Raw genomic sequence first — 26,831 nt, 5'->3', positions numbered from 1 at the left:
GGCGATCCTCCGCATTCCCGTCCCTGCGCGGGCATCCTCCTTTATACTGAAGCGAAAGGCGTGCCACACCACGACGAGCGAGGAGATTCGCCTTATGGACGACGAGCTGACGTTCTCAACCCGCGACGAGTTCAGGGCGTGGTTAGGCGATAACGGCGAGGCGAGCGGCGGCGTGTGGCTCGTGTTCGGCAAGTCCGGCGGCCCGAAGACGCTCAAGGCGTCCGAGGCGCTGGAGGAGGCGCTCTGCTTCGGCTGGATCGACGGGCGCATGCAGCGCATCGACGACGCGTCCTACCGCAAGTACTTCGCCCCGCGCCGCGCGAAGAGCGTGTGGTCTGAAAAGAACAAAGCGCTTGCGCGCGAGCTCGAGCGGCGCGGCCTCATGGCCGACGCGGGCAAGCGCGCCATCGAGGCGGCTAAGCGCAACGGCAGCTGGGACGCGAAGAAGGCCCCGGACGTCACCGAGGAGGACACGGCGGCCCTCGAGGCGATCATAGCCGGCCACGAGCCTGCGGCCTCGAACTTCCGCGCCATGTCGCCGTCGGTGCGGCGCACCTACACGCGCGCGTACTTCGACGCCAAGACCGACGCCGGCCGCGAGAAGCGCCTCGCCTGGATGCTCGACCGCCTCGAGCGCAACCTGAAGCCCATGTAGCAGGGCCGCGCCTTCATCGCGCGCCCTCCTTCAGGAACTCCACGATCTCGCACTCCTGCTCGGCGGTGAAGGCGCCCATGTGGGCGCGGCCTCTCATGAGGCGGCACGTGACGTTCGGGATGATGGCCTCGGCCTGCGGGAGGACGCGCGCGGCGGGGAAGAGGCGGTCGGCGTCGCCCGCCATCACGAGCGTCGGCGCCGTGCAGGCGGCCATGCGCTCGGGGTCGACGTCGGTGGGCATGCCGGCCTTCACCTTCGCATGGTCGATGGTGGCCCTCGCCGTAGCCAGCGTCTCGGCGTCGATGACGTCGGGCGCGCCGGCCATGGGCAGGAGCGTCTTCACGAACCACTCCTCCCGGCGCGTGAACAAATGCATGACCATTGGCCCCATCATGCTCATCGAGTGCCACACCGGCGCGTTCTTGATGCCGGAGGGAACGAACAGCACCGCGCGCTCCACCTTCTCGGGTGCGGCGCACATGAGCTTCGCCAGGATGCCCGCGCCGAACGAACCGCCGATGCAGCGCATGCGCGCGAACCCCAAGGCGTCGATCACCTGCGCGGCCCATTCGCCGTACGCGTAGCCGGAAGGCGGCAGGCACGTCTCATCGCTTTTGCCGGGGTGGCCGATGGTGTCCACCGCGAACACGCGGAAGTCGCCGCGCAGCAGGAGGGGGGACGTGATGAGGTTGTGCGCTGTCGTGGAGTTGCCGCCGTGGAACGAGAGCAGCGGGACCGCCTCCGGGTCGCCGGTGACCACCACGTGCGTGCGCCCGAACGCCGTGTCCACGTAGACGTCCTCGAATGGACAGCCGATGCGGGAGAGCTGCTCGTCGTACAGGTCGAGGACGGCTCGCTTGCCCTCGGCGCTCTTGTAGAGGGATTTCACGGCGCTCACGCCTCCTTCGACTTAGCCCTCGGAGGGCGGGCGGCCCCGCGCTTGACGGTCACGTCCAGCGCCGCGAGCGCGTCCAGCACTTCATGGGCGGCAGCGTCTGCCTGGGCTGCGTCCAAGCCGCGCTCATCCACCACCTCGCGCACGGCCGCCGCGTAGTCGCGCTTTTGCCGCTCGTTCAGCTCGGTCCAGTCCACGTGGGCGAACCCCTCGGCCATATCGTTGTCGAAGGGCAGCCGTCCCTGCGCCATGAGCACGGCGATGACGGGGTAGCCCGCGTAGCCCTGCCAGTAGGTGGCGTTGTCGTTCGAGGAGTAGGTTCCGCCGTCCTCGCTCCACGTCACCGTGTACGCCTTCGCGCCGTTCGACGAGGCCACCGTCGCGCGCCGATCCTCGCCGTCGAGCGACACGCGCCCGTCTGCCAGCGCGCTCCACGCCTCGAATACCTTCGCCAAAGGCGGCATCTTCTCCATCATCGCTCCCGTTCTCGCGTCGCCTGTCGATGGCAGTATACCCCTCGGCTTAGCGATCCGGCCAAGCCGATGGTAGATTGGCAAGCCGATTCGCCCGACGAGAGGGAAGGGCACCGCCTCGAACGGAACGTGAAGGTTGCCGTCATCGGATACGCAGGTTCTGGAAAATCCACGTTCGCCCGCAGGCTGGGCGATGCGCTCTGCATTCCGGTGCAGCATCTCGACCAGGTGTTCTACACTTCAAATTGGCAGGAGCGTGACAAAGGGGAGGCGCGGAACCTTGCCGAGGCGTTCCTCGACGCCAACGACGCCTGGGTCGTTGATGGGACTTATCATAGACTCTCTCTTGCGCGTAGGCTGGAGGCGGCGGACGTCATCGTGATCTTCGCTTCTCCACGTCGCACCTGCCTGCTTCAAGCGTGGCGTCGCTCCCGCCGCTATGCGCATCGCGTTCGCCCCGATATGGCTGACGGCTGCATTGAGCGGCTCGACGCGGAGTTCGTTCTTTGGCTGGTTTGGAAAGGTCGCACGCGATCGCGTCGAAAGCGTTTTGAGGAGATCTGCCGCGATTATGCGGAAAAAGCGGTCGTCGTGAAGAGCCGCGGCGAGTCGGAACAGCTTTTCCGTTGCCTCGCCGAATCGACGTCTTCGAACCGAGCCTGCGAAACGAGCCGGGAACCCATGGTCTTTTCCTTGGCATTTCGGCCTGTCAGATGCGTGCGGGCCCGCGCAGATGCTACAATCGGCCACCGAGAGACGAAGACGCGTCGCAGGCGGCAGGCCGGCGGCGACGGATCGAAAGGCAATAACGTGGCACTCGTCAACGAGCGGGCGCGCATCCTCGCCAACGGGGAAGTCGGCCCCAACCTATACCTCATGGAGCTCGCCTCCCCGCACATCGCGGCGGCCATCGAGCCGGGGCAGTTCGTGCACATGAAGGTGCCGAACATGGAGGCGCACATCCTGCGCCGCCCGTTCTCGGTGTACGCGCGCGACGCGGCCGCGGGAACGCTCGAGATCCTCTACCAGGCCGTGGGCTTCGGCACCGACCACATGACCCGCATCGAGCCCGAGCGGGCCGAGCACCTCTCGGGCGCGGAGCTTATCGGCCCGGTGGGGCGCGCCTGGCAGCCGCCCGCGGACGCCCGCCGCGCTCTGCTCGTGGGCGGCGGCGTGGGTGCGGCCCCGCTCTTCATGCTGTGCGAGCAGCTGGTCGGCGCGGGGGTGCGCACCGACGTCGTGCTGGGCGCGCAGACCGAGGCCGCGCTCACCTGCCGCGCGCGCTACGAGGCGCTGCTCGACGAGCCCCCGCGCTGCGCCACCGACGACGGCAGCTTCGGGCGCGAGGGCTTCTGCACCTCGCTCGTGGAGGAGGCTCTGGCGGAAGCGGCGGCCGCAGGGGAGCCCTACGGCTACCTGGCCGTGTGCGGCCCCGAGCCCCTCATGAAGATCGTGGCCGGCATGGCCGCGGAGGCCGGCGTGCCCTGCGAGGCGTCGATGGAGAAGCGCATGGCGTGCGGCGTCGGAGCCTGCCTGTCGTGCGTGGTGGACACGGTGGACGGCAAGAAGCGGGCCTGCGTCGACGGCCCGGTGTTCGATGCGCGGAAGGTGGTGTGGTAGATGGCGACGATGGGCGCGGGTCCGCGCACGACGGCCCCCGCAAGCGTGCGCATGGCCGTGAACCTGGGCGGCCTGGAGATGAAGAACCCGGTCACGGTGGCGTCGGGCACGTTCGCCGCCGGGCGCGAGTACGGCGACTTCGTGGACGTGGCCAGCCTGGGCGCGGTCACCACGAAGGGCGTGTCCCTGAACGGCTGGGAGGGCAACGCGACGCCGCGCATCGCCGAGACGCCCTCGGGCATGCTCAACTCCATCGGCCTGCAGAACCCCGGCGTCGCGCACCTGAAAGCGCACGACCTGCCGTGGCTCGCCGAGCGCGGCGCGACGACGATCGTGAACGTGTCGGGCCACAGCTTCGACGAGTACGTGCAGGTGATAGAGGCGCTCGAGGACGCGCCGGTGGACGCCTACGAGGTGAACATATCGTGTCCGAACGTGGACGCGGGCGGCATGACCATCGGCTGCCAGACGGACAGCGTCGAGGCCGTCGTGTCCCGCTGCCGCGCCGCCACGAAGCGGCCGCTCATCGTGAAGCTCACGCCCAACGTCACCGACGTGACCGAGATCGCCCGCGCGGCCGTGTCCGCCGGGGCCGACGCCCTCTCGCTCATCAACACGCTGCTCGGCATGGCCGTCGACGCGGAGCGCCGCCGTCCCGTGCTCGCGCGCGGCGTGGGCGGGCTCTCCGGCCCGGCCGTCAAGCCCGTGGCGCTGCGCATGGTGTGGGAGGTGCACAAGGCCGTGGACGTGCCGCTGCTCGGCATGGGCGGCATCTCGTGCGCGACCGACGCCGTGGAGTTCATGCTGGCCGGGGCCACGGCGGTGGCCGTCGGCACCGCGAATTTCGTGAATCCGCACGCCACGGTTGAAATCATCGACGGAATGGCGCAGTATTGCGAGAGGCACGGCGTGGAAGACGTGCAGGAGCTGATAGGAGCGTTGGAATGGTGAATTCGTTCGAGGAGGTCCCCGCGCGCGACCGCGTGATCGTGGCGCTCGACTGCGGCATCGAGGAGGCCTTCGACCTTGCCGACCAGCTGCAGGGCAAGGCCACGTGGATGAAGGTGGGCATGACGCTGTTCTACGCGAACGGCCCGGCCATCGTCTACGCGCTCAAGGAGCGCGGCTTCAAGGTGTTCCTCGACCTCAAGTTCCACGACATCCCGCACCAGGTGGAGGGCGCCGCCTTCGCCGCAGCCGGCAGCGGGGCCGACATGCTCACCATGCACACGGTAGGCGGCGTGGACATGATGGCCGCCGCCCAGAAGGGCGCGGAGCGCGCGGCGGCCGAGTACGGCCACGACGTGCCGGCCACCCTCGGCATCACGGTGCTCACCAGCATGAACGACGCGGCGCTGGCCGAGACGGGCGTTTCCCGCGCCATGGCCGACCAGGTGGTCGTGCTCGCCGAGCAGGCCAAGCGCGCCGGCATCTCCGGCGTGGTGGCCTCGCCGCAGGAGGCAGCGCGCCTGCGCGAGATCCTGGGCCCGGACGCCTACATCGTCACGCCCGGCGTGCGCCCTGCAGGCAGCGCGAAGGGCGACCAGAGCCGCGTGGCCACGCCGGCCGAGGCCTTCGCCAACGGCGCGTCGCATATCGTGGTGGGCCGCCCCATCACGCAGGCCGACGATCCGGCGGCCGCCTTCGAGGCCATCGCGGCCGAGCTGTAGAGCCGTTCGCGCACGATGGCGGGGGAGCGGTTTACCCCGTTCGACCTCGGCAGGCGACCGTTCGTAACGGTTGTGCGACGAAACGGGTCCGGTGCACGGGCCTGCTCCTACAATGTGTGGCATCGCGCGGGAATTTTTTGTAATTACGGCGATTGACAAGGCAAGACGGACAAAGGCGTGATAGTATCACGGAATCGCTTTTGAACAAGAAGGAGAGATACACGATGGCTATTCCTCAACTCAGCCCGGAAGAACGTCAGGCGGCTCTGGAGAAGGCGAAGGCGGCCCGCATCAAGCGCGCCGAGGTTCGTGACGAGCTGAAGAGCGGCAAGCTCACCTTGGCGAAGGTTCTCGAGATGAAGAACGATCCCGTGGTCGGCCGCATGAAGGTTTCCACGCTTATCGAGACCATGCCGGGCTACGGCAAGGCCAAAGCCGAGAAGATCATGAAGGAACTGCAGATCGCCGAGAGCCGCCGCCTGCGCGGTTTGGGCGAGCGCCAGCAGACCGCTTTGCTGGAGCGTTTGGGCTAAACGCTGCATGCGACACGGTAATCTGTTCGTTATCTCTGGGCCATCAGGTGCCGGCAAGGGCACGCTGGTGGCCCGTCTGTTGCGCGAGGTGCCCGATGCCTGGGTGTCGCGTTCCGTTACGACGCGCGCTCCGCGCGAGGGCGAGGTGGACGGCGTCCATTACCAATTCGCGTCGGACGAGGAGTTCCAGGATCTCGTGGACACCGACGGGCTCTTGGAATGGGCGACCTACGCGGGCAACCGTTACGGCACGCCCCGCGCGACCGTCGAGGAGCACATGGCCTGCGGAGAGCAGGTCGTCCTCGAGATCGACGTGCAGGGCGCCTTCCAGGTGCGCGAGAAGATGCCCGCTGCCCGTCTCGTGTTCATCGAGCCGCCGTCGCTTCGGGTGCTCGAGGAGCGCCTGCGTGGACGCGGCACCGAGGGCGACGAGGTGATCGAGGCGCGCATGAAGGCGGCCGAGGTGGAGCTTTCGCACAAAATGGAGTATGATATGCGGCTGGTAAACGACAACCTTGACGAAGCGACCGATGCCCTGGTGCGCTACGTCAACGAGCAAGCCGAGAAAGCACGAGGTTAAACGCTCTATGAGTATCATCGAACCCAAGATCGACGTACTGCTGGACAGGACCGACAACGACCGCTTCCTGCTGTGCGCCCTCGCTTCGAAGCGTGCGCACGACATCAACGACATGATGCGCGGCCAGCGCGATCGCGCCATCCAGCTGCAGACGGCGGTCGAGATCGCCCGCGCGGCCGACAAGAAGCCGCTGTCGCTCGCGTTCAACGAGATCGCCCGCGGCGAAGTTTCGTACGACCCGAACTCCATCGACATCAAGAACCATTAGGGTTCCGCCGGCCTACCGGCCGGCGGAACGCGTCGACGCCGCAAAGCCCTGAGGCATCCGGCCTTGCCGCTTTTGCGCTTGCCCTCACGTGCGGAAGCACGCTCGGCCGCGCAACGCGGCAATTCCGAATACCTCAGGGCTTTTCGCTGACTTACTACGCCAACCGGCGCGCTTGTTTTCGCGCTTCGCGCGAATCGGGCGACCTGCACGCGCGGCGTCTGCGCTCGCGCGAACCGTTCGAACCTGCGAACCCGGGGGACTCCCATGACTGACTTCCAACGCATCATCCTCGTCCACTACCACGAGATCGGCCTCAAGGGGCACAACCGCGCCTCGTTCGAGACGCGGCTTCTGAAGAACCTCGAGGCGCTGCTCGCGCCGTTCCCCGTGGTCACGATCCATCGCATCTCGGGGAGGCTGTGCGTGTTCCTGCGCGAGGGCACCGACTGGGACACGGCCGTCGCGGCGTCCGAGGTCGCGGGGCGCGTGCCGGGCGTGGCGCGCGTGTCGAGCGGCTTCAAGTGCGAGCGCGACCTGGACGAGATGGCCCGCGCGGCCGTGCTCGCGCTCTCGGAGGCGGGCGAGTTCTCCACGTTCAAGGTGGCGGCGCGGCGCAACCATACGGACTTCGCCACCGGGTCGATGGAGATGAACAAGATCATCGGTGGCGCGCTGTGCGAGGCGCGCCCCGACAAGGGCGTGCGCATGAAGAACCCCGACGTCACGGTGGGGGTCGAGGTCGTGCAGAACGCGTCGTACGTCTACGCGCGCTCCGTGCCGGGCGTCGGCGGGCTGCCGGTGGGCAGCTCGGGCAAGGTGGTGTGCCTGCTGTCGAGCGGCATCGACTCGCCGGTGGCCACGTGGAAGCTGGCGCGCCGCGGCGCGGTGTGCATCGGCGTGCACTTCTCCGGGCGCCCGCAGACCTCGGATGCGAGCGAGTATTTGGTGGACGACATCGCGCGCGTGCTGGAGCGCACGGGCTGCATCGCGCGCGTATACACGGTGCCGTTCGGCGACTACCAGCGCGAGATAGCGCTCACGGTGCCGCCCGAGCTGCGCGTCATCATGTACCGCCGCCTCATGTTCAAGGTGGCCGAGGCGCTGGCCGCGCGTGAGCGCGCCGGGGCGCTCGTGACGGGGGAGAGCCTGGGGCAGGTGGCATCGCAGACGCTCGACAACATCCGCGCCACGGACGACGCGGTGGACCTGCCCGTGTTCCGCCCGCTCATCGGCACGGACAAGCTGGAGATCATCGGCGAGGCGCAGCGCCTGGGCTCCTACGAGATATCGTCGCAGGACGCGCCCGACTGCTGCACGCTGTTCATGCCCCGCAGCCCCGAGACCCATGCGAAGCTCCCGGTTGTGCGCGAGGCCGAGGCCGCGCTGCCCGTGGAGCGCTGGGTGGCCGAGCTGGTGGAAGCCGCCGAGGTGCGCGACTACGCCTGTCCCGCCTACAAGCCGAGGGCCCGTCGAGACGCGGCCGGCGCGAGGCAAGGGGGCACCGGGGATCCTGCGCGCGCCTGACGCAGAGGGCGGGTATCGAGGAGGAGGCTGTGGCTTTTCGGTGACGGCTTTCCGTCGGTTCCTTCCGGAATCCCCTTTCCGCGCATTCTGAACGGTCAGGCGCCGGGCGCCCCGCTTTGCCATGTCCGGACTACGCCCTAAGGCGATCGATTTCACCCCTTCCGAATTTATCCCTCCTTTTTGCTGCATCTGCGTTGGAAACGTGCAAGCTTCTGCTGGTTGCCGTGCTGGATCGGCATAAGATCCGCGTCAACTCCGCATGGTGCTTCCGACGGTTCCCGTGCAAGGTCGCGGCGCTATGATCGAAAGGCGGGCGAAGGGCGCCGCCGTCTAACTCGGGCGGCCCCTTCCTGCTCGCATCCGGTCGAGGAAGGGAGGGGTCATGTCGTTCCAGCGGAGCGCGCAGTCGTGGCGGGCGCGGCTGCACCTGTCGGGCGCGCGCCTGCCCGTGCTGGTGGGCGTGACGGCCGTGGCCATCGTCGTCATGGCCTGCGCTGGCAAGCTGCTGCTCGACGCCGCGTCGTCGGAGGGCTTCGCGGTCGTGCAACCGGGCGGTGCGGAGCAGGCGGCCGGCGACGGGGATGCCGATGCTGCGGCCGAAGCGGGCGCTCCGCAGGCCGCTCCCGCGCCGCTGCGCGTGCACGTGGGCGGCGCGGTGGCCGCGCCCGGCGTGTACGACCTGGCCGAGGGCGCGCGGGTGCTCAACGCCGTGGAGGCCGCGGGCGGCTTCGCCGAGGGGGCGGCGCGCGACGCGCTCAATCTGGCGCGCACCGTGTCCGACGGCGAGCAGGTGGTCGTGCCGAGCGAGGCGGACATCGCCGCGCAGGAGGCAGCGTCGGCGGGGGTGGGCGGCGCGTCGGCGGGCGCGGGCGCCTCCGCTCCGGCGGGCAGCGCGAGCGGGAAGGTCAACATCAACACCGCCTCGGCCACCCAGCTGGACACGCTCCCCGGCGTGGGCGCCTCCACGGCAGAGAAGATCGTCGCCGATCGCGAGGCCAACGGCCCCTTCAAGACGGTCGAGGACCTGAAGTGCGTCTCCGGCATCGGCGACAAGAAGTTCGCGGCGCTCGCGGACGCGATCTGTGTCGGCTGACCCATGTCGCCGCGCCCCGCGCCTCCGCTGCCCCCGCGCCCGGCCCTGCCTCCGGTGCTCGCGTGCGGCTTGGGCCTTTGGGCGTCCTGCGCCGCCGTGTACTCCGCCGCGCAGTCCTGGGGGGCGGGCGCGTGCGTCGCCGTGGGCGCCTCGACGCTCGCAGCTGCGGCGCTCGCCGCCGTCGCGCTGCTGCGCTGCAGGCGCGGCACGCTCGCGCGGTGCGCCCTGCTGGGCGTGCTCATCGGAGCCGCGTGCGGCTGCGGGGCCGGGGCGTCCTTGCATGTCGCCTGGCAGGAGGCTGCCGGCGAGGCGCCGGCGCGGCTGCGCTTCGAGGCGGTGGAGGATGCGGATGCGGGCCTCTACGGAGCCCAGTGCGTCGCGCGCACGCGTCTGGCGTCGGGGCGAGCGGTGGACGTGCGGCTGCGCTTCGCCGACGGTGCGGACGTGCCGCGCTACGGCGACGTGTTCGAGGCAGATGCGTCGCTGGCCGCTCCCGGCGAGCGCTCGGAAGCCTGGTGCTGGCAACGCGGCATCGCTGCCGTCGCGACCGTCCGCCAGGCTTTCCTGGTCGAGCGCCACGATGCGTTCGGGGCGCTGCTGGGCGTCAGGGCGCGCGCCCTGGAGGCTATCGGCCGTCTGGACGGCGACGGCGGCGCCGTAATGCAGGCGCTCGTCTGCGGCGCGCGCGGCGCCTTGGACGAAGGGGACGTCTACGCCGCCTTCAAGACCTCCGGGCTCGCGCATCTCGTGGCGGTGTCGGGCGCCCATCTCGTCATGGTGTGCGCGTTCGCCGGCGCCGCGCTCAAAGCGCTGCGTGCGCCGCGCGGCGTGGCCGTGGGCGTGCAGGCGGCGCTTCTCGGATGCTACCTCGTGCTGTCGGCCATGCCGATATCGGCCGTTCGCGCGGCGCTCATGACGCTCGCGGGCACGACGTCGTTCTTCGCGCGGCGGCGTCCGGCCAGCCTGAACTCTGTGGGCCTGTGCATCGCCGGCGTCGTGGCCGCCTGCCCTGCAGCCGCGCTCTCGGCGTCGTTCGCGCTCTCGGTGCTCTCCACGCTGGGCATCGTGCTGTTCGCGGGGCTCGCCTCCGCCTGGATCGGCCGCCTGGCGCCGCGCCTGCCGCGCTTCGCTGCCGAGGCCCTCGCGCTCACGGCCGCCTCGAGCGTGCTCGCGCAGCCGCTGTCGGCCGCCTTGTTCTCGCAGGCGCCGCTCGTCTCCCCGCTGGCGAACGTGCTGGCGGCGCCCCTCTTTCCGCTCGCCTGCGCCGGCGGGCTCGTTGGCGCGGTCGCGTCCCTGGCCGCGCCGCCGGCCGGCGCCTCCCTGCTGGCGCTCGCTGCGCTCGCCTCCGAGGCGCTCTGCGCCGCCGCCCGCACCTGTGCGTCGCTGCCCTGCGCGAGCGTGCCCGTCGACCTGCCCATCGTGCCGGCCCTTGCCGGCGCGGCCGTCCTGGCTGCCGTGCTCTGGGTGCTCTGGCCCGCGCCGAGCCCGCGCGCCGCCGCGCTCGCCGCCGCGGGCGCGCTGGCGGCCGCCCTCGCGTTCGTGGTCGTCGTCCCGCGGCTCGCCGGCGACGAGATCGTCATGCTCGATGTGGGGCAGGGCGATGCGTTCGTCGTCCGCAGCGGCGGGGCCGCCGTGCTCGTTGACACGGGCAACCAGGAGCGCCTTCTGCGCGAGGCGCTCGCGCGACATGCCGTGTTCCGCCTGGATGCCGTGGTGGTCACTCACGGCGACGACGACCATATGGGCGCGCTCGCCTCCCTCAAGGGCGTGGTGCAGGTCGATCGCGTGCTCGTGGCCGCCGATGCGCTCGCCTGCTCCTGCGATGCCTGCGCTCGCCTGCGCGGCGATGCGGCGACGCTTGTGGGAGAAGGGGCCGTCCAGGGGCTCGCGCAGGGCGACGGCCTGCGCGTGGGCGCCTTCGACCTCGAGGTGGTGTGGCCCGCCCGCTTCGCCGACGAGGGCGGCAACGCCGACAGCCTGTGCCTGCTGGCGCGCGCCGGCGCCGACGGCGACGGGGCGCCCGACTGGACGGCGCTCTTCGCCGGCGACGCGGAGCACGAGCAGCTGGCCGCTTTGGAGGGGCAGGGCCTCGTCGGCCGCGTGGACGTGCTCAAGGTAGGCCACCACGGCTCGAAGAACGCGCTCACGCCGGAGCTGGCAGCCGCGCTCTCCCCGCGCATCGCGCTGGTGAGCGTGGGGGCGGGGAACCGCTACGGCCATCCCGCCGACAAGACGCTGAGGGAGTTGGCCGACGCCGGGGCGCAGGTGTGGCGTACCGACGAGGCGGGGGATGTTTCATGCAAATCCACCGCGCAGGGCATCGCGGTCGCGGCGCTGCGGTAGAATGCGGGGCATGCCGACGAACAAGAAACAAGAAGCGCCGCTTTTGCCCGTCTACCTAATCGTGGGGGAGGACGCGCTCAAGCGCGACACCGTGATGAAGCGCCTGCGCGCCCGCCTGGCCGCGCTGGGCGATCTGTCGTTCAATGCCGACGAGTTCAATGGAGAGACTGCCCTCGGCGGCGACATCGTGGCGGCCTGCAACACCGTGCCGTTCGCCAGCCCCGTGCGCCTCGTGGAGGTGCGCGGGGCCGACAAGCTGAAGAAGGCGGACGCCGAGGCCCTCGTGTCGTACCTGTCATCGCCGAGCGAGTCCACCGTGCTCGCTCTCGTTGCCGAGAAGCTGGCGAAGAACACGCGCCTGCACAAGGCCGTGGCCGCCCACGGCAAGACGGCCGTCATCGACTGCGCCCCGCTCAAGCGCAACGAGCTGCCGAAGACGGTGCGGGCCATGGCCGTGGGCCACGGCGTCACGCTCACGGAGGGGGCTGCGCGCGCACTGGTGGATCTGGTAGGCGAGAACACCGTCCATCTGGACAGCGAGCTCAAGAAGATCGCGCTGGCGCACCGCGGGACCGATGCGGTGAACGAGCATGAGATCATGGGGCTGGTGGCGCGGACGGCCGAAGTAAAGCCCTGGGAGTTCGTGGACGCATTCGCCGCCCGCGACGTCCGCAAGTGCCTGCTTTTGCTGGGACGCATGGAGTCCGTGTCGCCCCACGCCCTGCTGGCCATGTGCACGACGCGCCTGCGCGAGCTCGTGTGCGCCCGCGCCCTGGCCGACCGCGGCAACCCGCGCGGCGTGGCCGCCGCCCTCAAGATGCCCGACTGGCGCTGCAAGAGCCACGCCGCCTGGGCCCGCGGCTTCACCGCCGCCGAGCTGCGCCATGCCATCGTCTCGGCACGCGACACCGAGCGCGCCATGAAGAGCGGCGCGGATGCGCAGGCCGCCTTCCTCGACTGGGTGCTGGAGGTAACGGCGGGGAGGTAGGGAAGGCGCGCGGCATCCCTCAAGAGCGCGGAGGGCGTGCGTGACTCGCGATGCGCGCCCGTGCCGGTTCGCGACGCATGCGGCGCGCGAATCGCGCCATCCGACGTCCAGCCCTCTGCTTCGCCGCGCCATGGAAAAGGCCGCCGTCCGTTCCGCCCCGCATCCGCGAACGCACCGGGGATTTCGATCCCCAAATACCGAGGAAGCCCCCGTTTCACCGGGAGCTTCCTCTTCCTTGATATGCGGACGGATCGCGGGCGATCCTGGTGCATCGAGCCTATTCGGCGGCCTCTTCGGCAGCGGCGGCCTCGGCCTCGGCCTTGGCGGCCTCCTCGGCTTCCTTGGCCTTGCGCTTCTGGGCGGCGGCCTCTTCCTTCAGCGTCTTCTCGCGGCGCTTCGCCTTCTCGTCGGAGGCGGCCTTCATGGCTGCCAGGCGCTCGGCCTTGGCCGCGGCCTTCTTGGAGCCGGTCTTCTGCTGCTCCTTCTTGGCCGGCTTCACGTAGGCGGCGCGGTCGGCGTCGGTCACGACATCCTTGATGAGCAGCATGATGCCGCTCTTGCGGTTCGCGGCCTGGTTCTTGTGGATGACGCCCTTCGAGGCGGCACGGTCCATGAGACGGCAGGCGGCGAGCGCGGCGGCGTAGGCCTCGGCGCCGTTGCCGGCGGCCACGGCGTCCTTCACGCGGCGGGTCGCGGTCTTGAGCTCGCTCTTCACCGCGCGGTTGCGCATGCGGGACTTCTCGTTGGTGATGATGCGCTTCTTCTGGCTTTTGATGTTCGCCATGTGGTTCGTTCCTCCAAAAAAATCGTTTGCCTTGTCTTGCGATACGAATCGCGCTGCGCCTCCAGCGATACGGGCGGGCGATGCCCTCCGCGTGGCCGCAAGGTGGCCGATTGCCTCGCAACAAGGCCCCGGAGGAGCCTCCCGCGCCAGGCGCGGGCGTTGGCGATGCGATGGAAACAGGCGGGATTTCTCTGTTTCGCAGACCAATCGGTCACCAGCGAGGACGAATCCGTAATGCAGCCACGTCTGCAGATTTGGCGATAAGATCATCGCACGCACGTATCGCTGGATACACAATGCGATAGAATACCAAACGTTGACCCTGTTTTCATGGGGAAATTCCCGAAAACACGTTTTTCGCCCGTGCACCGCCCGAAGAAGAAAGCTACTATGACCACCGATCCGAACCTCATCCGCAACTTCTCCATCATCGCGCACATCGACCACGGCAAGTCCACGCTCTCGGACCGCATCCTGGAGCTCACGGGCACCGTGGCGCAGCGCGACATGCAGGAGCAGCTGCTCGACACCATGGACATCGAGCGCGAGCGCGGCATCACCATCAAGAGCCAGGCCGTGCGCGTGGACTACACGGCCGACGACGGCCAGACCTACCAGTTCAACCTCATCGACACGCCGGGCCACGTGGACTTCACCTACGAGGTGAGCCGCAGCCTGGCCGCATGCGAGGGCGCCGTGCTCGTGGTGGACGCCACGCAGGGCGTCGAGGCGCAGACGGTGGCCAACGCCATGATGGCCATGAACGCGAACCTGGAGATCATCCCGCTCATCAACAAGATCGACCTGCCCGCCGCCGAGCCCGACCGCGTACGCGAGGAGATAGAGGAGGGCCTCGCCATCCCCGCCGACGACGCGGTGCTCGCCTCCGGCAAGACCGGCGCGGGCGTGCACGATCTGCTCGAGGCCGTGGTGTACAACATCCCCGCGCCCGAGGGCGATCCGGGCGCGCCGCTGCGCGCGCTCATCTTCGACTCGTACTTCGACCCCTACCGCGGCGTGGTGGCGCTCATCCGCGTGGTGGACGGCTCGCTCAAGAAGGGCGATAAGGTGCTTATGATGGCCACCGGCACCGAGGTGCTCGTGGAGGAGGTAGGCGCGCGCCGCCCGGCGGAGACGGCCATGCCCGAGCTCTCGGTGGGCGAGGTGGGCTACCTGGTCACGGGCCTCAAGGACGTGCGCCAGGTGAAGGTGGGCGACACGATCACCGCCGTGCGCGGCGGCGTGGAGGAGCCGCTGCCCGGCTACCGCGACGCCAAGCCCATGGTGTTCACCGGCCTGTTCCCCATCGACGGCGACCAGTACGAGCCGCTCAAGGAGGCGCTGGAGAAGCTCTCGCTCAACGACCCGGCGCTCGCCTGGGAGCCGGAGAAGTCCCATGCGCTCGGCTTCGGCTTCCGCGTGGGCTTCCTGGGGCTGCTCCACATGGAGGTCATCAAGGAGCGCCTCGAGCGCGAGTTCGGCCTGGACCTGCTGGCCACCGCGCCCTCCGTGGAGTACCACGTGTACCGCGCCGGCGGCGAGATGATCAGCCTGCACTCGCCGCAGGAGATGCCCGACCCCGGCGAGATCGAGCGCATCGAGGAGCCCTACCTCAAGGCGAAGATCCTCATCCCGCCCGACTACGTGGGCGCGGTCATGGAGCTCACCACGGCGCGGCGCGGCACGTTCGTCACCATGAACTACCTGTCGCCCACCACGGTGGAGATGATCTGGGAGATCCCGCTGTCGGAGCTCATCATGGACTACTTCGACAAGCTGAAGTCCAACACGAAGGGCTACGCGAGCCTCGACTACGACTTCGACGGCTACAAGCCCTCCAAGCTGGTGAAGCTGGACATCCTGCTGTCGGGCAAGCCGGTGGACGCGCTGTCGTTCATCATCCACAAGGACAAGGCCTACGACCGCGGCCGCGTGCTCACGGAGAAGCTGCGCGGCATCATCCCGCGCCAGATGTTCGAGGTGCCCATCCAGGCCGCCATCGGCGGGCGCGTGCTGGCCCGCGAGACGGTGAAGGCGAAGCGAAAAGATGTGCTGGCGAAGTGCTACGGCGGCGACATCAGCCGCAAGCGCAAGCTCCTGGAGAAGCAGAAGGCCGGCAAGAAGCGCATGAAGAACATCGGCAACGTGGAAGTGCCGCAGGAGGCGTTCATGGCCATTTTGAAGGTGGACGATTAGCCTATGGATCGAGCTGTTCTCGCAATCTGCATCATCGCCATCGCAGTCCTTTCTGCGCTCGCGGTGCATCTGTTTTACAGGCAGCGGGGCAAGGCGCTCCCCAACGACCTGGGCAGTTTGGACGATGAGGGCTGGGGCTTGCTGAAGCGCCGTGTAGTCGGCTCGGTGGCTTTGGCGGCCGTTGCTGTGTTGGTAGGCTTCGTGTTGGCAAGGGTTCTCTGAGCAACGGCATTGGTGGTTCGGGGCGGCGTCCCCGCTTTGCGACTGATAGGTGCGAGAACATGGGCAAGAACGAAGAGTTCGACTGGTTGGACGATCCGTTCGACGAGAAGAAGGCCGCGCGCGAGCAGGTGCGGGCCTCCACGTCGGGCGGCACGAAAATGGCGCTCGGCTGCGGCTGCCTGCTGGCCGTGGCGGGCGTCGTGGTGCTGCTGGTATTCGCAGGCGTCAGCATGATCGACCTGCTGGCTGCCTAGCGCCGGGACGTGCATGCGCCCGGCCGTCCTCGAACCGACATGAGAAGGAGGAACCCGGTGAGAACGAACCCGGTCATAGAGAACATCCTGTCCCGCCGTTCCGTGCGCGCGTTTCGGGACGAGCCCGTCGCGCGCGAGGACCTGGAGGCCATCGTTGCATGCGGGCAGTGGGCGCCCTCGGCGATGAACCGCCAGGAGTGGACGTTCGTGGTGGTTGGCGACCGCGAACGCGTCGCGCGCCTGGCCGAGGTAATCCGCGTCGCGCTCGCTCGCGACGCCTACGACATGTACGGCCCCGCGGCCATCGTGATCGTGGCGCACGAGAAGGGCGCCCCGTTCGGCCGCGAGGACGACGGCTGCGCGATGCAGGGCATGATGCTGGCCGCCCACAGCCTGGGCCTGGGCAGCGTGTGGATCAACCAGCTGCAGGGCATCTGCGACGAGCCCGCCGTGCGCGCGGAGCTCGACGCGCTCGGCGTGCCGGCCACGGCCGAGGTGCATGGCGTGTGCGCCCTCGGCCACGCCGCCGCCGAGGGAACGGCGCACGACCGCAAGAGCCGCGTGGTGTGGGCGTAGCGCGCCGGCTGCCATTCCGGGGCGGGTTGCGCCGCCGAAGCCGCAAGGCCGCGCGCGACGCTTTCTCGCAAGGGCGACGGTGCCGGGAGCATGCCGCGCCCGAACGCCCTTCCTGCCAAAAAACGCGCGGTTTGGCAATCGAGAAGCGCGTTTCGAAGCGTGCTCGCTACAGGATACCGCTATAATCCCAGGTCGGTTTTTTCGACGATGGATCGCAATTGCCAAACCGCGCGTTTTTCGACATGCCGTGACGAAAACGCGGGCAAAGGAAGCAGGATATGCACGAGTTCTTCCAAAAGCACCGCCTTCTCCTCGCGCCCATGGCGGGCGTGAGCGACGAGGCGTTCCGAGCGCTCTGCCGCGAGCAGGGAGCCGACCTCGCCTTCACCGAGATGGTCTCGGCGAAGGGGCTCTCCTACGCCAACGAGAAGACGCGCCATCTACTGCACCTCGCGCCCGGCGAGGACCAGGTGGCCGTGCAGCTGTTCGGCCACGAGCCGGACACCATGGCCGCGCAGGCCGCCTGGATCGAGGACGAGATGGGGGAGTCGCTGGCGTACCTCGACATCAACATGGGCTGCCCTGCGCGCAAGATCGTGTCGAAGGGCGACGGCTCGGCGCTCATGCGCGACCCTGGGCTGGCCGCCGCCATCGTGCGCGCCGTGCGCTCGGCCGTGTCGCATCCCGTGACGGCGAAGTTCCGCCGCGGCTGGGCCCTGGGCGAGGAGACGGCGCCGGACTTCGCACGCCGCATGGAGGACGCGGGCGCGTGCGCCGTCGCGGTGCACGGCCGCTTCGCCGAGCAGCTCTACCGCGGCAGCGCCGACTGGGGCGTCGTCGCGCGCGTGAAGGAGGCCGTGGGCGTGCCCGTCATCGGCAACGGCGACGTTCGCACGGGCGTCGACGCCGTGGCGCTCACGGCGCGCACCGGCTGCGACGCGGTGATGATCGCCCGCGGCGCCGAGGGCAACCCCTGGGTGTTCGCCCAGGCGAAGGCCGCGCTCGCGGGCGCGGCCGAGCCGCCGGCCCCCGGCGCCCGCGAGCGCATCGCCATGGCCCGCCGCCACGCGCGGCTGCTCTCGCAGCGGGAGGGGAAGAACATCGTGCGCATGCGCAAGCACGCCATGTGGTACCTCGCGGGCCTGCCGGGCGCCGCCGCGGCGCGCGCGAGGATCAACGCCTGCGTGTCCGTCGAGGACTTCGACCGCGTGTTCGACGAGCTGCTCGCCTTGCTGGGCGAGCATGAACAGGAGGGCTAGACCATGCCGCACGACCCTTATCGCGCCCTGTACCTCCACCTTCCGTTCTGCGTGAGGCGGTGCGGGTACTGCGACTTCGCCACCTCGGCCGTCCCGGCCGACGCGCCGGAGATCGACGCGTACGTGGAGGACCTCTGCCTGCAGATACGCCGCAAGGCGAAGGAGGGCGAGCTCGGGGCGCTCGAGACGGTGTACGCGGGCGGCGGGACGCCGAGCCACATCGGCCTGGCGCGGCTGTCCATGCTGCTGTACACGCTGTCGCTGTCGATGCACCTGACGCCCGAGGTGGAGTGCACGATGGAGGCGAACCCGGAGAGCCTGACCGAGCGCATGGTGCGCGACGTGTGGGCGCTCGGGGTGAACCGCCTGTCCATCGGCGTGCAGAGCTTCGACGACGACGTGCTGCGCACGCTCGGGCGCGCCCATTCGGCCGACGACGCGCGCCGCGCCATCGAGGCGGCGCATACGCGCTTCGAGAACGTGAGCGTGGACCTCATGTGCGGCATCCCCGGCCAGAGCGCCGGGAGCTTCGAGGCAAGCGTGCGCGAGGCGGCGGCGCTCGGCGCGGCGCACGTGAGCGTGTACCCGCTGACCATCGAGGCGCACACGCCCTTCGATGCCGCCGTGCTCGCCGGCGAGCTGGAAGAGCCCGACGACGACGTGGAGGCCGCGCACATGGAGATCGCCGCGCGCGTGCTGGCCGAGGCCGGCTACGAGCGCTACGAGGTGGCGAGCTACGCCCGCCCCGGCTTCGCGTGCCGCCACAACATCGCGTACTGGACGGGCGTGCCGTACCTGGGGCTCGGCCGCTCGGCGGCCACGATGACCCAGAACGCGGAGCGCCGCATGCGCGTGCAGGACGGGCGGGTGACCGACGACTTGGATGCGCGCGGCATGGCCGCCGAGGACCTGATGCTGGGCATGCGCATGACCTGCGGCGTGTCCGACGAGCAGGTGGCGTGCGCCGCCGTCCTGCTGCCCGACGCCCCCGCCGTGCTCGCAGAATTGGAGGGGGAGGGCCTCGTCGTGCACGAAGGCGGGCGCTGGCGCCCCACCGATCGCGGCTGGCTGTGCGGCAACGAGCTGTACGGAAGGCTGTTCGACCTGGCGTAGGGCCTTCGCCGGCGACCCTTCCCCGCGCTCCTCCCGGCCGCCCGGCTCCGCCCATATGCACATTTCCTTCGCTTTTCTTAGCACTCTCTTGCATCGGCTGCTAAAATAGGTGCTCGGCGCCGACTCGTCAGAGCGGCGCTGCCGCGGGTGCGTGCCGAAAGCCGGCTCGGGCGCGCGGCGGAGACCGGTCAAGCGAGAGAGGAAGGTGGAGAGGCGTGCTATCCGATCGCAGGCAGCGGGTGCTGGCCGCGCTCATCGAGGAATACGTCGCGTGCGCCCTGCCGGTGGGCTCGCGCACGCTCACGGAGCGCTACCAACTGGGCGTGAGCCCGGCCACCGTGCGCAACGAGCTGTCGGTGCTCGAGGACGGCGGCTACATCACGCAGCCGCACACCTCGGCCGGGCGCATCCCCACCGACCACGGCTACCGCGCGTTCGTGGACAACCTGCTTGCCACCGACCTCGCGGGCGAGGACGAGCGCTACCGCCCCGTCGTGGACGAGCTGCGCCGCAGCGCGAGCGAGCTCGACGCGCTGCTCGAGCAGACGTCGTCGGCCCTCACGCGCATCACCGATTGCCTCTCCATCGTGTTGGCGCCGTCGGTTCTGAACCTGCATATCAAGCAGCTCTCGTTCATCTCGCTCAACGCGTACCGCGCGCTCGTGGTGCTCGTCACCGAGGACGGCCAGGTGTTCAACCGCCAGATGGAGTTCGCCGAGGAGGTGTCCTCGGACGACCTGGCGCGCGTGCAGGCGTTTCTGGGCGACGTGTTCACGGGCAAGTCGCTCCAGCAGATCGAGGACGGCCTGGGCCAGGGCATGGCCGAGGCGTTCCGCGACCCGCTCGTGCGCATGGCGCTCGACGAGGTGCTGTCGTGTTTGCAGGAGAGCGAGCTGTCGCGCGCCCATCGGCTGGGCGTGAGCTCGCTTCTGACGAAGCCCGAGTTCAGCCAGTCGCAGGCGCTGCTGCCCGTCATGCAGGTGCTCGAGGACGACACGGTCATGCTGCACATCCTGGACGACGCCGTGCGGCAGGGCGACGGCACGCCCAGCGTGCGCATCGGGCGCGAGAACGACGCGGCGGAGCTGGCCGGCGTGTCCGTGGTGGCCAGCCGCTACGGGCGCGGGGAGTCGGCCGGCGTCGTGGCCGTCATCGGGCCCACGCGCATGGACTATTCGAAGGTATTGCGGGCGGTGCGCATCGCGAGCGCGGCGCTTCAGGACGTATAGGGCTTGCACGGCGCCCGCACGAGGGGCGCCGTCAAACGAGGAAGGTACTGCAAGAGCAATGGCCAAGGATCTGTACGAGGTTCTGGGCGTTTCCAAGAACGCCACGGAGGACGAGATCAAGAAGGCGTTCCGACGCCGCGCGCGCGAGCTTCACCCCGACGTGAACAAGGCGCCCGACGCCGAGGACCAGTTCAAGGAGCTGAACGAGGCGTACGACGTGCTGAGCGACCCCGGCAAGCGCGCCCAGTACGACCGCTTCGGCACCATACCGGGCGCGGCGGGCGGCGGCAACCCCTACGGGGGCGGCGGCTACGTGGACTTCGAGGACCTGTTCGGCGGCGGCTTCGGCATGGGCGACATCTTCAGCTCGTTCTTCGGCGGGGCCGCGGGCGGGCGCCAGCAGCAGCGCCGCGAGGGCCGCGACATGGGCGTGGGCCTGCGCGTCACGCTGGAGGAGGTGGCCGCGGGCGCCAAGAAGGAGATCGTCTACGACCGCCTGGCGCCGTGCCCCGACTGCGACGGCTCGGGCCTCGGCCCCGACGGGCGCGAGATCACCTGCCCCGACTGCGGCGGCCAGGGCCGCGTGGTCTCGGTGCAGCACACGTTCCTCGGCGACATGCAGACGGCCACCACGTGCAAGACCTGCAACGGCACGGGCCGCTCGGTGGAGAACCCGTGTCCGGAATGCGAGGGCCAGGGCCGCGTGCCCGACCGCCAGCGCGTGACCGTGGAGGTGCCGGTGGGCATCCGCGACTCGCAGCAGCTGCGCCTGTCCGGGTTCGGCGAGGCGGGCATGCAGGGCGCGGCGCCCGGCGACCTCATCGTCACGGTGCGCATCCAGCCGCACGAGTTCTTCGAGCGCGACGGCGATCACCTGCACGCGCGGGCGAACGTGTCCATCGTGCAGGCCTCCCTCGGAGCCGAGATCGAGATCGACGGCATCTTCGAGGGCGAGAAGGTGCAGGTGCGCATACCCGAGGGCTGCCAGAACGAGCAGGTGGTGCGCGTGAAGGGCTTCGGCATGCCGAAGTTCCGCAGCGACGCGCGCGGCGACATGTTCGTGCACGTGAACGTGGTGGTGCCCAAGAAGCTCACGAAGAGGCAGCGCGAGCTCTTGGAGCAGCTGGCCGAGGAGTTGGGCGAGGACGTCTCCGACGAGCGCACGCCCCTGCAGAAGCTGCGCGACGCCTTCAACTAGCGGGCGAGCGATGTCCCTTCAGCATTTCTACCTCGACGAGCAGGTGCTCGCCGACGAGGTTGGCGAGTCGTTCCCGCTGCGCCTCGCGGCGGACGACGCGAGGCATGCGCGCGTGCTTCGGCTGGCGCCGGGCGAGCGCATCGCGGTGGTGGATGCCGCGCAGGACTACTTCGCCTGCGAGATCGTGTCCTTCGACGGCGAGGTGCCCCTCGTGCGCATCGCGCAGCGCTTCGAGCGCGCGGACGCAGGCCCGTCGGTGACGCTCGTGCAAGGCCTGGCCAAGGGCGACAAGATGGAGACGGTGATCCGCCACGCCACCGAGCTGGGCGTGGCGGCGTTTGTGTCGCTGGCATGCGAGCGCTCCGTCGTGCGGCTCGACGCGAAGAAGGCGGCGGCGAAGGCCGGGCGCTGGCGCGCCATCGCGAAGAGCGCGGCCATGCAGTCGGGGCAGCCGGCCGTGCCCGAGGTGCGGGAGCCGGCGGGCCTGGGGGAGACGTGCGCGCTGCTGGAGACGGCCGCGGCGGTGCTCGTGTGCTGGGAGGAGGCTCCCAGCGCGTCGCGGCTCGACGTCGCGCTCGACCGTGCGCTCGGCGGCGGCCCGGCGGCGCAGGGCGCTCGCGTGGCCGTGGTGGTGGGGCCCGAGGGCGGCCTGACCGAGCGTGAGGTGGAGGCGCTTTCGGCCTGCAACCCCCGCTCCTCGCTCGTGTCGCTCGGCCCGTCCATCCTGCGTACGGAGACCGCCGGCATCGTGGCGCCCGCGCTCGTGCTGTACGAGCTGGAGCGTCGCGCGAGGGCGGGCGCGCGATGAACTTCGCCGTCGTCAACCTGGGGTGCAAGGTGAACCGCGTCGAGTCGGACGACGCGGCGGCGCGTCTCGCCGCGTGCGGCGTGGAGACGCCCGAAGCGGAAGCCGACCTCATCGTGGTCAACACGTGCACGGTCACCGGCGAGGCCGAGAAGAAGACCCGCAAGGCCGTGCGCCGCGCCCTGCGCGCGAACGATCGCGCCCGCGTCCTGGTCACCGGCTGTGCCGCCGCCATCGATGCGGTGTTCTACGAGGCTCTCGACGCCCGCGTCACCGTGGTGGGGAAGGCCCAGCTCGCCGATGCGATACGGGACTGGTGCGAGGCCTGCTCCTCCCGCAGTGCGGCCGGCGAGCCTGCCGATCCCGCCAACGTCTCCGCCGTGCAAGCCGAGGGGCCCGCAGGCCCTTCCCGCGGCGCGGCGCGCGGGGCTTCCGAAACTGCGTGCGCTCCCATCGAGCAGGGTGACGTTGCCCCCCTGCTCCATATCGGGTCCGGGTTCCGCACCCGGGTGGGGGTCAAGGTGCAGGACGGGTGCGACAACGCGTGCACGTACTGCATCGTGCACGTGGCGCGCGGCCGGGCGACGAGCCGCCCCGCCGACGAGGTCGTGCGCGAGTGCGCGGCGTACGCGCGGGCGGGCGCGGGCGAGATCGTGCTCACGGGCATCAACCTGGGCTCGTACTGCGACGGTGGGCGTCGCGACCCGTCCGCGACGCGCCTGGCCGGCCTGCTGCGCCGCCTGCTCGACGAGACGGCGGACCTGCACGAGCCCGGCGCGCTCCCCGTGCGCTTTCGCATCTCGAGCGTCGAGCCGCGCGACGTGGACGACGCGCTCATCGACCTCCTCGCCGCCGCCGACGGCCGCGTCTGCCGCCATCTGCACCTGCCGCTGCAGGCGGGAAGCTCGAAGGTGCTGCGCGAGATGGCGCGCCCCTACGACGCGGAGCGGTTCCGCGCGCTCGTGGAGCGGCTCTACGCCGCCGTGCCCGAGCTGGCGCTGTCCACCGACATCATCGCGGGCTTCCCGGGCGAGACCGACGCCGAGTTCCAGGAGACGCTCGACCTCGCGCGCGCCTGCCGCTTCGCGAAGATACACGCCTTCCCGTACTCGCGCCGCGCCGGCACGCCCGCCGCCGCGCGAGCCGACCAGGTGCCTACCGAGGTCAAGGCGGCCCGAGCCGCCGCGCTGCGCGCCTTCGGCGACGAGCTGCGCGCGTCCGAGCGCGCCCGCCGCGTGGGAACCGTCGAGCTCGCGCTGGTCGAGGAAGGTGGCGTGGCCATGTCGGAAAGCTACTTCGAGCTGCCCGCTCCCGTCGGGGCCCCGTTGGGCACGCTCGTGAAGGCGACGATGTAGCACGGCGTCTCCCGGCGCAGGCTCGTTCGGGCATCGGCTCGCTGCCTGTGCGCCCGGTGCCTGGATCGACCGGGCCTTTCGCCTCGGATGCGCGCTCGAACGGCATAAAATCACCGAATTCGGAAAACTATGCCCCGTCTCGGTGGCTTCGGGAAGCGCTTTCCGGCATAGTGCCTGGTCGCGATTCCTCCTTTCCGGCTCAACCTCCGCTTCGGCGACTTCGGGTCGCCCTCAACTTCCGAATTCGGTGATTTCCTACCATTCGCGGTGCTTGCCCTCCCCGAAACGAACGCGGACGGGCCTCTGCGAACCGGCGTGGGCCGATGCCCCGATCCGCTCCATTGCCCGCGCATTCTGCCATATGGCGTGCGTGTGGGAAGCTTCCCCCATAGGATCAGGTGTGATATGGTTTCCCGGATGACCGGGAGAGGACGGGAGGCGCCGATGGCCGATGACGAGGCGCGCGAGCGGGCGCGGAGGAGGCTCGAGGAGCGCCAGGCCCGCATGCGCGGAGGGGCGCCCGCTTCACGCGGCGAGAGCGTCGCGCCCGATGCGCCCGACGCGCATGGGCCGATAAGCTCGGGCCGCCTCCGTTCGAGCCGTCCCGGAACGGGCAATCGACGCTCGTCGGAGGCGCACGGCCCGGAGCCCCTCTTCGCCCTCTCCGAGGCTGCGACGAACCTCGTGCGCGCCGTCGGGCCCAAGCGCCTCGCGATCGCGGTCGTCGCGGTCGTGCTCGTCATCGCGCTCGTCGCGGGCGTCCGCGGCTGCATGGCCGCCGGCGAGGCGGCGCCGGTGCCGGACGAGGCCGACCAGGCCCCCGTCCAGCAGCAGGCGCCGCGCGATCCCATCGACGAGGGCGAGCTCAAGGCCGTGCTCGGCGACGAGCTGGCCGCCCGGCTCGTCCAGGCGGCTGAGACGAGCGACGACGCCGTATGGATCGCCGCCCATCCGGACGCCTACGCTGTCGACGGGGCGGCCGTGCAGTACAAGCTGCTCAAGCTGGCGGCCACGGAGCCCGAGGCCCTGCCCTTCGTGCGCACGTTCCCCGATGCCTACCCCGCCGAGAGCGCACTCGGCACGGACGACCCTGCCTCCGGCCAGGTGCCGCGCCTCTACCAGTGGGATGCCCGCTGGGGATCCACCGTCTACAGCTCCACGGCGTTCGCGCTGACAGGCTGCTGCCCCACGTCGCTCGCCATGGTCTACCAGGGCCTCACCGGCAAAGGCGACCTCTCGCCCTACGACATGGGCAGGCGCGCGAGCGAGGGCGGCTACGAGACGCAGTTCGACGGCACCGACGCGACGTTCCTCGTCAGCGAGGCGGCTTCGCTCGGCCTCTCCTGCAAGGAGGTCGCTGCCGACGCGGCCAGCGTGCGCGCCGCGCTTGAGGGCGGGGCCGTGCTCATCTGCAACGTCGGGCCCGGCGACTTCACCGACAACGGGCACTTCTTCGTCGTCACGGGCATCGACGACGCGGGAAACCTTACCGTCAACGACCCGTACTCGGCCGAGCGTTCGAACCGGAGCTGGAACGTGGACGCGGTGCTCGGCCAGACGAAGGCGCTGTGGGCCTACCGGCTCGCGTGACGCGCTCGCCGGCGAACGGCCTGCAAGCGTTTCTCCGCCTCTCCTGCCCGCCTTGCGCTCCGGGCCCTCTCGGCGACGTTTCCATGCCCGCCGCTGCTCATTTGGGCACCTGCACTATATTCCCTTGTCGGTTCGATGACATCGAGGCCGGTCGCAGCCGTACGTGGTACAATGCCCCCATGACAGACCAGACGCAAATCACCCTCACGGCCCCGCAGAGCGTGAACATGGCGCTCATCGTCGGGCCGGCCGACGAGATACTCCATGTCGTGCAGGATGCGTTCGCCTCGCGCATCACCGTGCGCGGCGACACCATCGTGCTCGAGGGCGACCCGCTCGAGGTGCAGTCGCTCACGGCGTTGTTCTCCGACCTCATCAAGCTCGTGGAAGGCGGCGGCGAGCCCACGCTGGAGTACGTGCGCCACGCCATCGACCTGTTGCGCACGGCCGAGTTCAGCCCCGCTGCGCTGCGGGAGGACATCCTGCTCACGTACCGCGGACGGGCCATCCGCCCGAAGACGGCAGGCCAGAAGCGCTACGTGGACGCCATCCGCGAGCACACCATCACCTTCGGCATCGGGCCGGCGGGCACCGGCAAGACCTACCTCGCCATGGCCATGGCCGTGGCAGCGCTCAAGCGCAAGGAGGTCGGCCGCATCATCCTCACGCGCCCCGTGGTGGAGGCGGGGGAGAGCCTGGGCTTTCTGCCCGGCACCCTCACGGAGAAGGTGGACCCCTACATCCGCCCGCTCTACGACGCGCTGTTCGACATGACCGACATGGAGCGCGCCACCCAGCTCATCGAGAGCGGCGTCATCGAGATCGCCCCGCTCGCGTTCATGCGCGGGCGCACCTTGAACGACAGCTTCATCATCCTCGACGAGGCGCAGAACACCACGCCCGAGCAGATGAAGATGTTCCTCACGCGCCTGGGCTTCGGCTCGAAGATGGTGGTGACGGGCGACGTGACCCAGCTCGACCTGCCGCGCGGCATCTCGGGCCTCAAGGGCGTGCGGGGCATCCTCTCGGGCATCGACGACATCGCATTCTGCGACTTTACGGGCAAGGACGTGGTGCGCCACTCGCTCGTGGCGGCTATCGTGTCCGCCTACGACGAGGCCACCAGGAAGGCATAGCAACATGGACATCCAGATCAACTACGACTACCGCAAAGACGAGCTGGAGAAGCTGCCGCTGCACGAGCTGGCGCAGTTCGTGCTCGCTCGCGAGGACAAGCCCTTCAACACGGAGGTGTCCGTGAGCTTCGTCACCGACGAGGCCATCGCCGCGCTCAACGAGAAGTACCGCCACAAGGAAGGCCCCACCGACGTGCTGTCCTTCGAATGCGACGGCGTGGACGACGACCTGTCGGCCATGACCCTGGCCGAGGACCCCGTCTACGAGCTGGGCGACGTGATCATCGCGCCCGACGTGGCCGCCCGCCAGACACGCGAGTTCGGCACGTCGTTCGAGGAGGAGATCAGCCTCTTGCTCGTGCACGGCCTGCTGCACCTCTGCGGCTACGACCACATCGCCGACGACGAGGCCGAGGTCATGGAGAAGCGCGAGGCCGAGATCCTCGAGGCGTGGTCGAAGCGCACGGTGTAG

At 69.7% G+C, this 26,831-nt stretch carries 27 protein-coding genes; 24 read left to right on the top strand and 3 right to left on the bottom strand.

Annotation, left to right across the window (positions count from 1 at the left end):
- The first annotated feature begins 94 nt into the window (after nt 1-94).
- Nucleotides 95-655 carry a YdeI family protein gene (locus K9U15_RS07495; RefSeq protein WP_096226560.1) on the top strand — a complete coding sequence of 187 codons (561 nt, stop codon included), beginning with the start codon at nt 95-97 and terminating at the stop codon, nt 653-655.
- A gap of 13 nt (nt 656-668) precedes the next feature.
- On the opposite strand, the gene K9U15_RS07490 is transcribed toward K9U15_RS07495, so the two are convergent.
- Both K9U15_RS07490 and K9U15_RS07485 read right to left on the bottom strand, forming a co-directional pair.
- Nucleotides 669-1,544, bottom strand: coding sequence for an alpha/beta hydrolase (locus K9U15_RS07490; protein WP_301155848.1), 876 nt, complete (start codon nt 1,542-1,544; stop codon nt 669-671).
- A 5-nt stretch (nt 1,545-1,549) separates the two neighbouring features.
- Complete coding sequence (locus K9U15_RS07485) at nt 1,550-2,026, bottom strand: hypothetical protein (RefSeq protein WP_096226559.1); 477 nt, start codon at nt 2,024-2,026, stop codon at nt 1,550-1,552.
- A gap of 807 nt (nt 2,027-2,833) precedes the next feature.
- Here K9U15_RS07485 and K9U15_RS07480 point away from each other — a divergent pair.
- From K9U15_RS07480 to holA, 10 genes are all read left to right on the top strand, one after another.
- The gene (locus K9U15_RS07480) at nt 2,834-3,643 is read left to right on the top strand and encodes a dihydroorotate dehydrogenase electron transfer subunit (protein WP_096228536.1); all 810 of its coding nucleotides are present in this window, start codon (nt 2,834-2,836) and stop codon (nt 3,641-3,643) included.
- The gene (locus K9U15_RS07475; RefSeq protein ID WP_227115571.1) at nt 3,644-4,594 is read left to right on the top strand and encodes a dihydroorotate dehydrogenase; all 951 of its coding nucleotides are present in this window, start codon (nt 3,644-3,646) and stop codon (nt 4,592-4,594) included.
- A complete protein-coding gene (pyrF, locus tag K9U15_RS07470) occupies nt 4,588-5,313 on the top strand; it encodes an orotidine-5'-phosphate decarboxylase (RefSeq protein ID WP_096226558.1) in 726 nt (241 codons plus the stop codon). The genes K9U15_RS07475 and pyrF overlap by 7 nt, the downstream gene beginning before the upstream one ends.
- Nucleotides 5,314-5,537: 224 nt before the next feature.
- Nucleotides 5,538-5,846 (top strand): integration host factor, actinobacterial type, encoded by a 309-nt coding sequence (gene mihF, locus K9U15_RS07465; protein ID WP_041239777.1) that lies wholly within the window; start codon nt 5,538-5,540, stop codon nt 5,844-5,846.
- A 7-nt stretch (nt 5,847-5,853) separates the two neighbouring features.
- Complete coding sequence (gene gmk / locus K9U15_RS07460) at nt 5,854-6,426, top strand: guanylate kinase (RefSeq protein ID WP_087189725.1); 573 nt, start codon at nt 5,854-5,856, stop codon at nt 6,424-6,426.
- Between the two features lie 7 nt (nt 6,427-6,433).
- Nucleotides 6,434-6,694: a DNA-directed RNA polymerase subunit omega gene (locus tag K9U15_RS07455; RefSeq protein ID WP_015540438.1), complete on the top strand. Its 261-nt coding sequence runs from the start codon at nt 6,434-6,436 to the stop codon at nt 6,692-6,694.
- A gap of 264 nt (nt 6,695-6,958) precedes the next feature.
- A complete protein-coding gene (gene thiI, locus K9U15_RS07450) occupies nt 6,959-8,218 on the top strand; it encodes a tRNA uracil 4-sulfurtransferase ThiI (protein ID WP_087189726.1) in 1,260 nt (419 codons plus the stop codon).
- Nucleotides 8,219-8,600: 382 nt separating this feature from the next.
- The gene (locus K9U15_RS07445) at nt 8,601-9,311 is read left to right on the top strand and encodes a helix-hairpin-helix domain-containing protein (protein ID WP_301155845.1); all 711 of its coding nucleotides are present in this window, start codon (nt 8,601-8,603) and stop codon (nt 9,309-9,311) included.
- A gap of 3 nt (nt 9,312-9,314) precedes the next feature.
- Nucleotides 9,315-11,654 carry a ComEC/Rec2 family competence protein gene (locus K9U15_RS07440; protein ID WP_301155844.1) on the top strand — a complete coding sequence of 780 codons (2,340 nt, stop codon included), beginning with the start codon at nt 9,315-9,317 and terminating at the stop codon, nt 11,652-11,654.
- A 10-nt stretch (nt 11,655-11,664) separates the two neighbouring features.
- Complete coding sequence (holA, locus tag K9U15_RS07435) at nt 11,665-12,642, top strand: DNA polymerase III subunit delta (RefSeq protein ID WP_301155843.1); 978 nt, start codon at nt 11,665-11,667, stop codon at nt 12,640-12,642.
- Between the two features lie 277 nt (nt 12,643-12,919).
- Here the strand turns inward: holA and rpsT are convergent, their stop codons facing one another.
- Nucleotides 12,920-13,426: a 30S ribosomal protein S20 gene (rpsT, locus tag K9U15_RS07430; RefSeq protein WP_087189730.1), complete on the bottom strand. Its 507-nt coding sequence runs from the start codon at nt 13,424-13,426 to the stop codon at nt 12,920-12,922.
- A gap of 390 nt (nt 13,427-13,816) precedes the next feature.
- Between rpsT and lepA the strand changes: the two genes are divergently transcribed.
- From lepA to ybeY, 13 genes are all read left to right on the top strand, one after another.
- The gene (gene lepA / locus K9U15_RS07425) at nt 13,817-15,622 is read left to right on the top strand and encodes a translation elongation factor 4 (protein WP_096226553.1); all 1,806 of its coding nucleotides are present in this window, start codon (nt 13,817-13,819) and stop codon (nt 15,620-15,622) included.
- Nucleotides 15,623-15,625: 3 nt separating this feature from the next.
- Nucleotides 15,626-15,844, top strand: coding sequence for a hypothetical protein (locus tag K9U15_RS07420; protein ID WP_096226552.1), 219 nt, complete (start codon nt 15,626-15,628; stop codon nt 15,842-15,844).
- A 59-nt stretch (nt 15,845-15,903) separates the two neighbouring features.
- Nucleotides 15,904-16,098, top strand: a complete 195-nt coding sequence (locus tag K9U15_RS07415; protein WP_096226551.1) for a hypothetical protein — start codon at nt 15,904-15,906, stop codon at nt 16,096-16,098.
- Nucleotides 16,099-16,155: 57 nt separating this feature from the next.
- Nucleotides 16,156-16,674 (top strand): nitroreductase, encoded by a 519-nt coding sequence (locus K9U15_RS07410; RefSeq protein ID WP_227115572.1) that lies wholly within the window; start codon nt 16,156-16,158, stop codon nt 16,672-16,674.
- A 278-nt stretch (nt 16,675-16,952) separates the two neighbouring features.
- The gene (dusB, locus tag K9U15_RS07405; protein WP_301155842.1) at nt 16,953-17,933 is read left to right on the top strand and encodes a tRNA dihydrouridine synthase DusB; all 981 of its coding nucleotides are present in this window, start codon (nt 16,953-16,955) and stop codon (nt 17,931-17,933) included.
- A 3-nt stretch (nt 17,934-17,936) separates the two neighbouring features.
- Nucleotides 17,937-19,046, top strand: coding sequence for a radical SAM family heme chaperone HemW (gene hemW, locus K9U15_RS07400; RefSeq protein WP_301155841.1), 1,110 nt, complete (start codon nt 17,937-17,939; stop codon nt 19,044-19,046).
- A gap of 215 nt (nt 19,047-19,261) precedes the next feature.
- Complete coding sequence (gene hrcA / locus K9U15_RS07395) at nt 19,262-20,275, top strand: heat-inducible transcriptional repressor HrcA (RefSeq protein WP_301155840.1); 1,014 nt, start codon at nt 19,262-19,264, stop codon at nt 20,273-20,275.
- A 58-nt stretch (nt 20,276-20,333) separates the two neighbouring features.
- Nucleotides 20,334-21,473, top strand: a complete 1,140-nt coding sequence (gene dnaJ, locus K9U15_RS07390; protein ID WP_301155839.1) for a molecular chaperone DnaJ — start codon at nt 20,334-20,336, stop codon at nt 21,471-21,473.
- Between the two features lie 10 nt (nt 21,474-21,483).
- Nucleotides 21,484-22,281 (top strand): 16S rRNA (uracil(1498)-N(3))-methyltransferase, encoded by a 798-nt coding sequence (locus K9U15_RS07385; RefSeq protein WP_154270766.1) that lies wholly within the window; start codon nt 21,484-21,486, stop codon nt 22,279-22,281.
- Complete coding sequence (locus tag K9U15_RS07380) at nt 22,278-23,633, top strand: MiaB/RimO family radical SAM methylthiotransferase (protein WP_301155838.1); 1,356 nt, start codon at nt 22,278-22,280, stop codon at nt 23,631-23,633. Before K9U15_RS07385 ends, K9U15_RS07380 begins: the two co-directional genes overlap by 4 nt.
- Before the next feature lie 444 nt (nt 23,634-24,077).
- The gene (locus tag K9U15_RS07375) at nt 24,078-25,223 is read left to right on the top strand and encodes a C39 family peptidase (protein ID WP_227115574.1); all 1,146 of its coding nucleotides are present in this window, start codon (nt 24,078-24,080) and stop codon (nt 25,221-25,223) included.
- A 179-nt stretch (nt 25,224-25,402) separates the two neighbouring features.
- A complete protein-coding gene (locus tag K9U15_RS07370) occupies nt 25,403-26,359 on the top strand; it encodes a PhoH family protein (RefSeq protein ID WP_096226543.1) in 957 nt (318 codons plus the stop codon).
- Nucleotides 26,360-26,363: 4 nt separating this feature from the next.
- Nucleotides 26,364-26,831, top strand: coding sequence for an rRNA maturation RNase YbeY (gene ybeY, locus K9U15_RS07365; RefSeq protein WP_096226542.1), 468 nt, complete (start codon nt 26,364-26,366; stop codon nt 26,829-26,831).

It is taken from the genome of Gordonibacter sp. RACS_AR68, assembly GCF_030418485.1.
Lineage (GTDB): Bacteria > Actinomycetota > Coriobacteriia > Coriobacteriales > Eggerthellaceae > Gordonibacter > Gordonibacter urolithinfaciens.
The sequence above is the reverse complement of the archived record's forward strand: the minus strand, read 5'-3'. Positions and strand labels throughout refer to the sequence as shown.